Raw genomic sequence first — 12,466 nt, 5'->3', positions numbered from 1 at the left:
AGGGAGCCGGGTATTCGAGTGGCAGCCAAGCAGAACAGAGGAAGCCAGGATGCTCGCAGAAAGCCATCTCCATGGTGCAATTGAACCAGGAGAATCACACCTGGGTTCGGATCGTTTTAAGAAAAAGTGCATTGCACTCCAATTCTGGAGGCTGGAACTGGATTCGCGCAACAAACGTCTCATTGGCCGCAAATTGAGGTTCCGAAACTCGCAAACAGTAGCCGCCAAATCTGGGGATGCAGTCGTACGCAATCCCAGGACTAGTTGCCGCAGGCTTAAGAACCTTCAGTCGCTTCAACGGGCAATACTCCCATCTTCGAAGATTACCGTTGGATTCGCTGAAAGGTCGCCCGTCATGAATCTTCTGATTCAGGCGTATTGGGTAATCATCGACGAGGCGCGATGCGACCGGCCACCATCTTTCTGTTGATATGCTTCTCCATCTTTAGACTGAGGCGAATAGTCTTACTGAATGTCTAAGATGCGAAGTTGAGCACTTCCCCATATTCTTCCCTCACGCAAAGGAGTTTCCGAGGATGCGTTTCCCTGTCTGGCTGCGTCCAGTGCTGTTCATCCTGGCTTTGCTGGCATTATGGGAGATTGCAATTGATCTGCATCCCGGTCAGTTGATGCCAGGTCCTGTTGCGGCTTTCGCGGCTATCGGGGAACTGCTTCAGCACGGGTTGCTTCTCAAACATGTCGTGGCGTCACTGTTTCGCGTGACTTGGGGCTTTCTGCTGGCATGCGTCACGGCCATCCCTCTGGGACTCGTCCTGGGGTGGTACAGGCGGGGCGAAAGAGCCTTCAATCCTCTCGTACAATTATTTCGTCCGATCTCGCCACTCGCGTGGATCCCAATTGCCATCCTCTGGTTCGGTATCGGAGACCTGTCCTCCATCTTCCTTATCTTTGTCGGGTCATTCTTCCCATTACTGGTTACAGCAATCAGCGCGGTTCACAACATACCCGAGGTCTACATTAATGCCGGTCGCAACTTCGGATTGAGCTCCGTTGACTTTTTTGTCAGGGTCATCTATCCCGCAGTTGTGCCGCAGCTTCTGGTGGGTATGCGGATCACTCTCGGCATCGCCTGGCTTGTGGTCGTTGCCGCAGAGATGATCGCCGTCAACTCCGGCCTTGGCTTTCTCATCGTCGACGCAAGAAACGCAGGAAATCGATACGACCTTGTCGTAGCCGGCATGATCGTCATTGGAGTGATCGGTCTGCTCCTTGACCTTGGCATGCGCGCGTTGGAACGCGTCAAATCTTTTCAGTGGACTAACCAGGAGAACTGATGGCTCTACCAGGCATTGCAATTCCAGATCAAGCTGCTGCACCCAAGCTACAGGTGACGAATCTGGGCGTGGTCTTTCAGGGTAATGACAAGACCATCGCAGCTCTCGACAACATCAATCTGGAAATTTCAGACGGTGAGTTCGTTTGCCTGGTTGGACCCTCCGGATGCGGCAAATCAACGCTTCTAAACGCCATGGGTGGGTTTCTATCACCCACAAGCGGTTCCGTTTCCATTGATGGAGAACTCGTTTCAGGCCCAGATAGCCGTCGCATTCTCGTCTTCCAGGAACACGGTGTCTTTCCCTGGCTCACCGTTGAAGGAAACATTGGCTTCGGATTAGCAAAACTCTCTCGCAGCGAGCGGGCACAACGAATCGCGCATTATGTTGAGCTGGTTCAACTGCAGGGCTTCGAACGTTCCTACCCATCTGATCTGTCAGGCGGCATGAAACAGCGCCTGCAGGTGGCACGCGCCCTCGCCGTTAATCCCGATGTTCTCTTTCTCGATGAGCCTTTCGGCGCGCTTGATTCCATCACCCGCGTCATGATGCGAGGCGAGTTGCTCCGCATCTGGCAGGCAGAGCGTCGCACGATTCTCTGTGTCACCCACGACATCGACGAAGCAGTGCAGCTTGCCGACAGGGTGGTCGTGCTCAGCTCACGTCCCGCGCGAATCCAGAACGTCCTGACCATCGATATTCCTCACCCTCGAAACATCAGCTCACCCCGATACCTGACATTACGCGACGAACTGCTCAAAATGATCGGATTGGCGTACGAGATATGAAAAGAAGCCGTCAGGAAAACCTCTTGGAAAAATGGCTTCTGCCTCTGGTCGCTGTCGCAGTGCTGCTTGCTGTCTGGCACTATTCCGTGCTCATGACAGGCACCAGGGTTTTTCCTTCGCCTTTAAGCGTATGGCGTGGCATTCTCGAACTCTTACACAAGCACGTTCTCTGGGCCGACATCAGCGATTCGTTGCGGCGGGTTGTAATTGGTTTCGCAGCGGCAACAGTGGTTGGCGTCCCACTCGGACTCTGCCTCGGCTGGTTCCCGTCGCTGCATCAAGTGGTGAATCCCGTGCTTGAGCTTCTTCGGCCCATCAGTCCCATCGCGTGGATTCCAGTTTCAATCATCTTTTTCGGTATTGGCGATCCTGCTGCTATTTTTCTCATCTTTTTGGGCTCGGTTTTCCCAATCGTTGTTGCCGCTGCGAGTGGCGTTTCCAGCGTTCCTCCGTTGTTCCGGCGCGCCGGACGCAACTTCGGGCTCACCAACGCGCAACTCCTCCGCAGGGTGATCTTTCCCGCGGCGCTCCCGCAAATCCTGATTGGCCTGCGCATATCTCTCGGCATTGCGTGGCTCGTCGTAGTCGCTGCCGAGATGATCGCTGTCGATTCCGGCCTTGGCTACCTCGTAATCGATTCACGCAATTCAGGTAAGCGCTACGATCTCGTCGTTGCGGCAATGCTCATCATCGGCATCATTGGACTTGTGCTCGACTCAGTGTTTCGGTTAGTAGAGCGGATTCGATCAGTCCGCTGGGGGTTCCGTCATGCAGCTTAAAACGAAAATTGTTGTCCTCATCTCCTGCTGGCTTGTACTAATTACAGGGTTGCATGCATGGCTCAACGTAGATTGGACCTCTGTTCTCAACGACTACCGTCCTGTTGCAAAACGCAAGATTATAGTTGCCTATCTTCCAGTGACCTGCCAGTTGACATGTCCTGTCACTGATTACATCTCGAAGTACTCTGAATCGGGCGAAGAGTTTCTGCCGCGCATGTTTCAAGGCTTCCCTGAGATGAAAGAAGCTCTTATCTCTAATCGCGTCCAGGCCGCATTCATCGTGGCGCCTATGGCGATCGCTCTTAAGGCACAGGGAGTTCCTATCAAGGTTGTGTATCTCGGCCATCGCTACGGCAGCGCGGTCGTTGTTCGAAAAGATGGCCCCATCAAGACCTTCGCCGATATGCGCGGCAAGACGATTGCTATTCCAAGCAGATTTTCTGATGAACGCCTGATTTTGTTCCGGGCGATGAAGGTGTGGGGCATCAAACCCGGAGAAATCAAGATGCTTGAGATGGCGCCGCCGGATGTTTCTGGCGCATTGGCAGCCAAAGCCATCGATGCGTTTGTGATGGGTGAGCCCTTTCCTTCGCAGGCTGAGATGGCGGGCTATGGAAGAGTGCTCTTTCAGGCGCGTGATTATTGGCCAGATTACATGTCCTGCATCCTTGTGGTTCGCCAGGATCTCATCGATCAGCGGCCCGATGTTGTCCAGGTGCTTGTCGATGGCATCGCTCGCTCGGGACTTTGGCTCGATAAGAGCAAGCCTCACCGGGAAGATGCAGCAGATTTTGTTGGCCGTTTCTACTACAACCAGAAGCCGGCGCTTCTGCGATGGGCATTGACCAAACCACTGGATCGAGTCACCTACAGTCCACTCGCGCCACGCAAGGCAGACTTCGATATGGTCCGCGATCTGATGATAGAAACCGGTGTTCTGAACAAGAAAATCGAGTTTAGCGATTACGTGGATACGCGCTTCTCGGATAAGGCAAGTATCGAAACTCCCTGGCGCTATGAACCGGCCTCAGGCTCGGCAAAATAACAGGCGCAAGATAACCTTGTGACTCCAAAGGAGACGCATAATGATTCGGCGAAGATTCCTTCAGCTCGTTGCTATTTCAAGCGCTGGCGCCTTGACCTCACCGGAGGCGATCAGTTCCACAGCTCGCAAAACCATCGTGCTCAAGGTCAAAGGCTTCACGTGCATCACATGCGCCACAGGCCTCGATACCTTGCTGGGTAAGGAGAAGGGCATCCTATCGAGCCACTCCACCTATCCGGCGGGTGATGTCACCGTTGAATACAACGCTGAGGCCTCTTCCGAAGAAGCTATCCGTAAGTTCATCGCGGAGCTCGGATTCACCGTAGAAAGTTCACATCAGGCATAGCAGCACAAATCTAATACTTGTACTTGGAGAAGCACAAAATCATGCGCGAATACGCCGCTCTCGCCGAAGAGCTGAACAATCTGCTGCAACTTCGCCAGCCAGCCATCGCGATTTCTTTCAGTGACAGCATTCCGGCGGGTGTCTCGATCTATACGGGAAGTGCACCGGCGGGCTGCCGTTTTTGGCAAGAGGCGGCTCAGTCTTCGTTTGCCACTTCCTCTGCCGATCATTCGCTCTGCGCTATAGGTGTTCACACGCACAATCTGGAGCCCTCCCCCGAACAGCAAACAGACCTGATGGATGCTCTCAAGGTCTTTGCTGATCTCGGCTACGTGCGTCAGGAAGATATCCCACAGATCCCAGTCCTGCAATCCCGCGCACGCCATGTTGTGTATGCGCCTCTTGCCACTCCCTCATTGCAGCCGGATGTGGTCTTGCTCTTCGTCAGCCCCAATCAAATGCTGCTTCTTTCAGAGGCCGTCCAGCAGGTCGAGGGTCATAATGCACCGGCTCTCGGCCGTCCAGCATGCGCAGTCGTTCCGCAGGTTGTAAATTCAGGCCGCGCAGCGGTCAGCATGGGATGCTGTGGCGCTCGCGCATATCTTGATAACTTCACCGACGACGTCGCTATCTTTGCTTTGCCTGGCGCAACACTGGCAGCCTACGTGGAGCGGCTGCGCATCCTTGCCTCAGCCAATACAGTGTTGAGCCGCTTTCATCAATTGCGCAGAGCAGACGTTTACGCAGGAAGCCGCCCAAGTATACAAACCTCTCTGGAACATTTCGCCGCATCTCAGCAGTAGGTGCACCTGTATAGAAGCGACTTCCGAGTTCGACGGAGTAAGCCCGCATCGCACCGCATCTTCATCTATCGAGACGATACCGGCGTGTTCCTTGCAGACAGCATTTCCATATCTGGTGTAGTTGGTGTTCGCTGTTTACTGATTACATCCAAAGATGGAGCTTCTTCTCCGACGTCAGGTGGTTCCCATCCTTCACTTCAATCTCTGAAGATTGGCCTACGGCTCGTTTCCCATCATTAGCGCAAACTCCATTGAATCTCGAGCTCTGAGGATGAACGTTTAGGGATGCAACTGCAGAGTGCTGCCTGCTCGGGATCTCGCTTGCCAGCCGAGCCCACAAAATTCATGCAGGCGCGTCAGCAGATCTCAGGTTAAGTGGAGAAAAGATGACTGAAGCCTCACCACGCGCAATGAACGAAGACTCAATCCGATACGAAGGCTGGGCCGTAACAAGCGCGGCTTCCGTAGGAGTAATGGTGAGCTTTGCTCCCATAGTTCCCTACACTTTCAGTTTGTTTCTCGACCCGTTGCATGCTGCCTTCGGCTGGAAGCGTCAAGCACTCGGTGGTGCCTTCGCACTCGCAGCGATGACGGTAGCAATGATTTCGCCGCTGATCGGCCTGTTGCTCGACCGTTTTCCGCCGCGACGCATCCTGCTTCCTTCAATCCTCATTTTTGCCGCAGCTCTGGCGTCGCTGAGCGGCCTCGGACATGGCATCATCCGTTACTATCTCACCTTTTTCGTCCTTGGCCTGGTAGCCAACGGCACCGCACAGTTTGCATATACTCGCACGGTCCTCACGTGGTTCGAGCGCCATCGCGGTTTCGCATTGGCTTTGATTCTCACCGGCAGCGGTGTAGGTTCCATCTTCATTCCACCGCTTACGGAATGGATGATTGAGAGCCACGGCTGGCGCAGCGCTTACCTGATGCTTGGCGCGATCGCTCTGCTTGGCATACCGCTCACCGCTCTTATCGTGCGTAATCGTCCCGACAGTGTCTCTGTTGGTCGCGATCATTCAACCATTTCAGGCGCCACCGTCGCCGAAGCGCTTCGCAGCCCGGCGTTCTGGATCCTGGCCGCGATCATTCTTCTCGGCGCCTTCAGCGAAAACGGACTTGTCACCAATCTCGCCGCAATCCTCACCGGTCACGGCATCACGCCGTACATCGCCGCACTGGCTCTTTCCGTACGTGGAGGAGCAGGAATCCTGGGTCGCCTCGGCACCGGCCTGCTAATCGACCGGTTTTCTCCACAACGCATCCAGACATTCATTCTTCTGCTATCCGCTGCCGGCATGGTGGTGCTCGCCTACGCTAATTCATCTGCAACCGCACTCATTGGTGCAGCAATGCTCGGCACCGGGCTCGGGAGCGAAGCGGACGTAGCGCCCTACTTGCTCGCGCAGTATTTCGGCCACCGTCACTTCTCAATGCTCTACGGTCTGACGTGGACCGCGTACGCCATTGGTGGCGCGACCGGCCCGCTCACGATGGGCCATCTCTATGACAGCGCGGGTTCGTACAAGCCGCAGTTCGTCGTGTACATGGCAGGCGTAGCTCTCGCAGCTACAAGCTTGAGCCTTCTATTACGCCGCAAGAAGATGCCACACTCCGCTGAATTCGACGAACTCTCCACCACCGCTTCGCCCATCGAAAGCTAATTCGGGCATTTCATCTTCGCACGAGGCAAGCGTAGCTAACTCGTTTCGCGCGCCGCACGCCGAAACAGCGTCACATTGCGCATGGCAATTACGAAATACAGCGCAATTGCAATGAGTAGAACCCCTGTACCCATCAGAGCAGGAGAAATCCCTGTAATCGGGATGATTTTCCCAAGTGCCAGACTGCCAACCGGAATACCAAGCCGAAAGGCGAGATTGTAGACGCTCATAACCCTTCCGCGCATGTGGTCGGCCACAATCAACTGGACAAGTGAAAGCATCAGCGAAGCCGATGCCATTACCGCTACACCGCAGAGGAAAATCAGCAAACAGGACAGTAGAAGCTGTGTACTGAGGGCAAATCCGGTTATTGCGGCTCCGAGTCCAATCAATGTCAGCAGCACGATGTAACCCTGATCGGGCTTTTCGGAAGCTGCAACCAGCAGCGCGCCTACGATGGAACCGGCTCCCGAGCAGATAAGCAGCACCTGGTAAATCTGCGTCCCCCCATGAAAAACACCCTGCACAATAACCGGCAGGAATCCCGTAAGCGAGAAACCGAGAAGCGTTGTAAAGAACGCTAGAAACACCAGTGTGGAAAGCCCTTCGCGTTCACGTATGAACTGCAGCCCTTCCTTCATGCTTTTCAGGATGGACTCCCTCGATTTCTGAGGGATAAATTTTACCTGCACCATCATCAGCGATGCGATAACTGCAAGATAAGAGACGCCATTCAATGTGAAGCACCAGGTCGCTCCCACCGTGGCATACGTCAACCCACCCAGCGCAGGTCCCAGCACTCTTGCAAGATTGAACTGGATCGAGTTCATCGCAATGGCGTTCGATAAATCCTCTGGTGTTACCAGTGTCGGCAGCAGCGCCGAATACGCAGGACCACCGAAGGACTGCCCCAATCCGACGACGAATGACAACGCCAGAATTTCCCAGATCCTGACTGTATGTGTGTAGAACAGCGCCGCAAGCAAGAATGCGCAGAACATCTGTATGTATTGAGACCCCAGCAACATCTTTCTGCGATCCAGCCGATCTGCAAAGACGCCGCCGATCAGAGAGAACAAAATGATCGGTAGTTGGCCGAGGAAAAGATCAAGCCCCAGGTAGAAAGGGTCCTTGGTAAGGTCATAAACCAGCCAGCTTTGCGCAAACTGCTGGACGAAGGTCCCGATTGTAGAAGCGCATGCTCCCATCCACATGATGCGAAAGTCGCGATGACGGAAGGCTCGGAAGGTCCGGCGGAAAAACGAGGCTTCTAGCACAAAAAGAAAAGTCCTTTGGGACGAAAATCCGTATCGTTTCGCATTTAAGGTTACAGACCGCCAAGTATTTGAAGGCGAAGGGTACTCTTTACCGCAGAATAACGGCCGCAGATGTTTGGATGAAAATCGGCATTGCTCGTCGCATTTTCACAACAGGGCCAGTTTACCTGCCAGAGGGTGCCTGTAAAGCATCTGCGAGAGAGTAACTATTGCGCTGATGGCCTGGATGGCTGGCGCTTCATCTGCGCAACGTATTTCTCCCAGTCCAACTAAAATGGAAGGTTACGGCAAAGATATTTTTGTTCAGCCGTGGAAACGCGCAGTGAAAAAGATTTCAGGAGGCACAGCAATGGCTCTGTTATGTGCAACGGGTGGCGTAGATGCGGAGCTATCGGCCCCGGAACTTGAATCCCTCCTGCATCAGGCACTCGACACACTAGGCCCACGCCAACGCGTTCTCGCCGTTCCTCCTGACTTCACACGCTTCCACTCACACGCAGGCCCTCTCACCGAGTCTGCCTATCGCTACTATGGCGATCGCCTCAAAGGTGTTCTGCCCGCTCTCGGAACTCACGCTCCCATGCGTCCAGATCAGCTCTCACGCATGTTCGGCTCCGTTCCCACCGAGCGATTTCTCATCCACCGCTGGCGCACCGATATCGTCACTCTGGGCGAAGTCCCCGTAAGCTTTATTCACGAGCAATCCGAGGGCAAGCTCGATTTTCCGTGGCCAGCGCAGGTCAATACGCATATCGCCAGTGGCGGCTTCGACCTCATCCTCTCTATCGGCCAGGTTGTCCCTCACGAAGTCATCGGCATGGCCAACTACAACAAAAACATCCTTGTCGGCACAGGCGGTCGCGAAGGCATCAACCGCAGCCATTATCTAGGCGCCGTCTACGGCATGGAGCGTATCATGGGCCGCGCACAAAATCCCGTGCGTGCCGTGCTCAACTATGCCAGTGACCACTTCCTCTCCGATATTCCGATCATCTACGTCCAAACCGTAGTAGGCCGCAAACCCGACGGCTCTCTCGTCGTTCGTGGCCTTTACATCGGCGACGATGTTGAGTGCTTCCTGCGTGCCGCTGAACTAAGCGTCAAAGTCAATTTTGAGACTCTCGATCAGCCGATAAAAAAGGCGGTCGTCTATCTCGACCCGCAAGAGTTTCACTCCACCTGGCTCGGTAATAAAGCCGTCTATCGCACCCGCATGGCGCTTGCAGATGATGGCGATCTCATCATCCTCGCCCCCGGCGTGAAAGAGTTCGGCGAAGACCCGGCAATTGATGCGCTCATCCGCAAATACGGCTACCGCAGCACGCCGGAAACACTCGCAGCCGTTAAAGCAAATCCTGAGCTGGCCAACGATCTCAGCGCAGCAGCTCACTTGATTCACGGCAGCTCCGAAGGCCGCTTCCGCATCACGTATTGCCCCGGCGGTCTCACTCGCGAAGAAGTCGAGAGCGTGGGCTACAACTACGCGAGTCTCGATTCCATGCTCAACCGCTACAATCCGGCACATCTCAAAGACGGCTGGAGTACAGTCGAAGGCGAGGAGATATTCTTCATCTCCAATCCCGCCCTCGGCCTCTGGGCACATAAGTCGCGGCTTTAACCGGTGGGCAGGCAAAAGCTTTTCGTGCTCGTTTTTTGTTCAATATGCGTTGCTTCTGTGTCGGCATCTCTCGATTGACGTCAGAAGTTGCCCAAGCATTGCATCTTCAATTTCGAAGTATTGCGCCATCTTCTAAGGTTCTGTTCCGTACAGAACTCGATCGCAGGCGCGTGTTACATCTAAGGTTCGGGGATGGGACAAGCCCGGCAGATGGTTTGACAATCCAGTATTTTGAAATAGACGGTCGCCCTCTAGGTGTCCGGACCACAACAAGGAGTTGCAAAATGGCAGAGACGGTAAAGAAAGCGAAAGCCCCGGCGAAACCCAGAAAGAGTGCCGCCAAGGCAAAAACCGCCCCGATCGAGTTGCAGCCTCGCGAAGTGAGCCACGACGAGATCGCACAGCGCGCAAAGCAGATCTGGGCTGAACGCGGCTACCGCGATGGTTTTGCGGAGCAGGACTGGCTCGAAGCCGAGCAGCAGCTCAAGCTTGCCTCGTAAGCTCAACTAAAACTGAAGTTATCGCGTACCCTGTGGAAGCTGAAAATCAACCCCCGCACCTCGGTTTGTAGTGACTGTCGCGGTTAAGTCCAAATCTTTAATTGGGATCTCCTGCCGCTTCTGATCCAGAACGTACAAAGTGCTACCCGTAATCATGTAGTTGCGTATCTGTTCCGGCTGGCGGCCATCCTTAAAGATCAAAGTGACAGTCTCCTGCTGTGCAGGAGGTGCACTGGTCTGCGAAGAAACGGGTTGCGTTGGCGGATAGGCCGGCCACGGCTCAGGTTCCTCTGCGTACGGCGCTTCGTTATACGCATCTTCCTGATATGGCTGGGCTTGGTTAGTTGGATCGTCTCCGTTGTCCTCGTAATCGTATCCGTAATCATCCGGATAGCCGATGTAATAGGGGACCGTCCAGCCGGGCCAGATGTTCCACGCCGTATTTACATACGGAGAGCGGCGCGGTCCGCGGTAGGGACGCCGGTACCGGTCGGAGCGATATTGAGGCTGCCGTGCGGAAAATCCCGGACGGTACGAGGTTCTGTTGCCCCCCGGCATGCCCGTTGGCATAAACTGCCGCCGAGCGGCGAAGCTGCGTGGCGCGAATCCAGCACGAGATGGAGCGAATGATGGCCGGGAGGTCGAAGCTCGGAAGCCGCCGGAGAAATGGGATGTCACATGCGGCGAGCCGTGGGCAGCAAAGCTGGCATGTCCGCCGCCGCGCTGGGCAAATCCTGTCTGCATCAGGCAGATAAACAGCGCTGCTGCCGCTACTTTAAGAACCGTCGCTGTCGGCCTACTAGCCATAGCACAGATCTTACGCCCGTTTCGTCCTACGTACACTTAGATGCTTTGACTGGGGAGCGGTTAGCAGGGTTGGCTCATCGGGGTTGCGTGCCAGTAGCTCAGATAGGCTGCTTTGCCCTATTCTAGATATCAGGCTGGTTTGAAGCTCTGCTTTCGCCGATGAATCTAATGTTTTGAAGACGGTAGAACTCATCTCATAAAGGCCACGACGCGGAAAGACTTCGTCTGAAACCTGGAATCAGAGCAGGCTTGAGAAGTAGTTCGGAACCGCAACTGCATAGATGAGATGAGTTCCGGATAAGAGAAAGCAATCATGTCAACGACGCAAAACAAGGACTATTACGGCATTCTCGGGGTAAAAAAGACAGCGACCGCCGAAGAGATTCGGAAGGCGTTCCGCAAACTCGCGCGTAAATATCACCCCGATGTAAATCCGAACGATAAAAAAGCTGAAGAGAAGTTCAAGGAAATCTCCGAGGCCAACGATATTCTTTCCGACGAGCGGAAGCGGAAGATTTATGACCAGGTCGGTTTCTACTCCGACCAGATCGATCCGGCGGCAGCCGAGGCCTATGCGCGCCAGCAGGCAACCGGCCGTCAGGCGCCTCCGGTGGACTTCGGCGGCTTTGATTTTTCAGGCTTTAGCGGCAACCCAACCGGAGCGCAGCAAGGCGGCGGAACGGCTTCGTGGGGCAACTTCCGCGACATTTTCTCCGGCATCTTTACCGGCAATGAACAACAGCGCCGTCCGCGTGGTCCGGAGCCCGGAACCGATCTCGAATATCAGATAGCTGTCGATTTCTGGACGGCTATTCGCGGCGGCAATGCGCGGCTTGATATTCAGCGCCAGGAAGTTTGTCCCACATGCCATGGCAAAGCCTCTTCTGGTGCACCTATGCAATGCCCGGAATGCAATGGAACCGGCCAGGTAACACAGATGGGTGGCAGGATGAAATTCAATATCCAGTGCCCGCGCTGCGGTGGTTCGGGGCGCATCTCCGATGCCTGTCCTACCTGCCATGGTGATGGTCTGGTGTACCGGACCGAGTCGATCGAGTTCCGCATCAAGGCGGGAACGCGCGATGGGCAACGAATCCGGCTGCCTGGCAAGGGGAATGCCGGCATCAACGGCGGCCCGAACGGCGATCTGTATGTAATTGTAAAGACGGGAGATAACCCAGTATTTCGGCGGGTTAACGACGATATTCACTTGAATGTGCCGATTACGATTGCTGAGGCCGCTCTGGGCGCGAAGGTGGATGTGCCGACTATCGATGGCCGGGCGCAGTTGCGGATTCCGCCCGGTACGCAAGGTGGACAGAAGCTGCGCATGCGCGAGCGAGGCGTGGAGTCATCTACGTCAGGGAAGCGCGGCGACCAGATCGTTACGGTGGATGTAGTGGTGCCTCAATTGAACGATGAGCGGAGCCGCGAAATTATGCGCGAGTTCGCTAAACTGAATAACCAGGACCCGAGGGTGAAGCTGTTCGATAACATCTGATCCCGGCTAAACCATCGCGAACGCTGCGCAATCGGCGTCG

12 protein-coding genes are annotated in these 12,466 nt (G+C 54.9%); 10 read left to right on the top strand and 2 right to left on the bottom strand.

Going from position 1 to position 12,466, the window contains the following annotated elements; all coding sequences use genetic code 11:
• Positions 1-536: 536 nt before the first annotated feature.
• The 7 genes from OHL22_RS04595 (at position 537) to OHL22_RS04565 (ending at position 6,723) form a co-directional block, all read left to right on the top strand.
• On the top strand, positions 537-1,295 hold the full coding sequence (locus tag OHL22_RS04595) for an ABC transporter permease (RefSeq protein ID WP_263333730.1): 759 nt from the start codon (positions 537-539) through the stop codon (positions 1,293-1,295).
• A complete protein-coding gene (locus OHL22_RS04590) occupies positions 1,295-2,083 on the top strand; it encodes an ABC transporter ATP-binding protein (RefSeq protein WP_263333728.1) in 789 nt (262 codons plus the stop codon). The genes OHL22_RS04595 and OHL22_RS04590 overlap by 1 nt, the downstream gene beginning before the upstream one ends.
• A 23-nt stretch (positions 2,084-2,106) precedes the next feature.
• On the top strand, positions 2,107-2,862 hold the full coding sequence (locus OHL22_RS04585; RefSeq protein ID WP_263333726.1) for an ABC transporter permease: 756 nt from the start codon (positions 2,107-2,109) through the stop codon (positions 2,860-2,862).
• Entirely contained in the window at positions 2,852-3,910 is a 1,059-nt protein-coding gene (locus OHL22_RS04580) for an ABC transporter substrate-binding protein (protein WP_263333724.1), read from the top strand. The genes OHL22_RS04585 and OHL22_RS04580 overlap by 11 nt, the downstream gene beginning before the upstream one ends.
• Positions 3,911-3,950: 40 nt before the next feature.
• A complete protein-coding gene (locus OHL22_RS04575) occupies positions 3,951-4,256 on the top strand; it encodes a heavy-metal-associated domain-containing protein (RefSeq protein WP_263333722.1) in 306 nt (101 codons plus the stop codon).
• A 41-nt stretch (positions 4,257-4,297) separates the two neighbouring features.
• Positions 4,298-5,059 (top strand): DUF169 domain-containing protein, encoded by a 762-nt coding sequence (locus OHL22_RS04570; protein WP_263333720.1) that lies wholly within the window; start codon positions 4,298-4,300, stop codon positions 5,057-5,059.
• A 386-nt stretch (positions 5,060-5,445) separates the two neighbouring features.
• Positions 5,446-6,723: an MFS transporter gene (locus tag OHL22_RS04565; protein ID WP_263333718.1), complete on the top strand. Its 1,278-nt coding sequence runs from the start codon at positions 5,446-5,448 to the stop codon at positions 6,721-6,723.
• 35 nt (positions 6,724-6,758) lie between these two features.
• Here the strand turns inward: OHL22_RS04565 and OHL22_RS04560 are convergent, their stop codons facing one another.
• Entirely contained in the window at positions 6,759-8,000 is a 1,242-nt protein-coding gene (locus tag OHL22_RS04560; protein WP_263333716.1) for an MFS transporter, read from the bottom strand.
• Between the two features lie 349 nt (positions 8,001-8,349).
• Between OHL22_RS04560 and OHL22_RS04555 the strand changes: the two genes are divergently transcribed.
• Together OHL22_RS04555 and OHL22_RS04550 are read left to right on the top strand one after the other, a co-directional pair.
• Positions 8,350-9,618, top strand: coding sequence for a lactate racemase domain-containing protein (locus OHL22_RS04555; RefSeq protein WP_263333715.1), 1,269 nt, complete (start codon positions 8,350-8,352; stop codon positions 9,616-9,618).
• Between the two features lie 284 nt (positions 9,619-9,902).
• The gene (locus OHL22_RS04550; RefSeq protein WP_263333713.1) at positions 9,903-10,118 is read left to right on the top strand and encodes a DUF2934 domain-containing protein; all 216 of its coding nucleotides are present in this window, start codon (positions 9,903-9,905) and stop codon (positions 10,116-10,118) included.
• An 18-nt stretch (positions 10,119-10,136) separates the two neighbouring features.
• Here OHL22_RS04550 and OHL22_RS04545 read toward each other — a convergent pair whose 3' ends face one another.
• Complete coding sequence (locus tag OHL22_RS04545; protein WP_263333711.1) at positions 10,137-10,925, bottom strand: hypothetical protein; 789 nt, start codon at positions 10,923-10,925, stop codon at positions 10,137-10,139.
• A 313-nt stretch (positions 10,926-11,238) separates the two neighbouring features.
• Here OHL22_RS04545 and OHL22_RS04540 point away from each other — a divergent pair, with 313 nt between their 5' ends.
• Positions 11,239-12,426, top strand: a complete 1,188-nt coding sequence (locus OHL22_RS04540; protein WP_263333710.1) for a J domain-containing protein — start codon at positions 11,239-11,241, stop codon at positions 12,424-12,426.
• Positions 12,427-12,466: the final 40 nt, after the last annotated feature.

It is taken from the genome of Acidicapsa dinghuensis (assembly GCF_025685685.1).
In the GTDB taxonomy this organism is placed as follows: Bacteria; Acidobacteriota; Terriglobia; order Terriglobales; family Acidobacteriaceae; genus Acidicapsa; species Acidicapsa dinghuensis.
The sequence above is the reverse complement of the archived record's forward strand: the minus strand, read 5'-3'. Positions and strand labels throughout refer to the sequence as shown.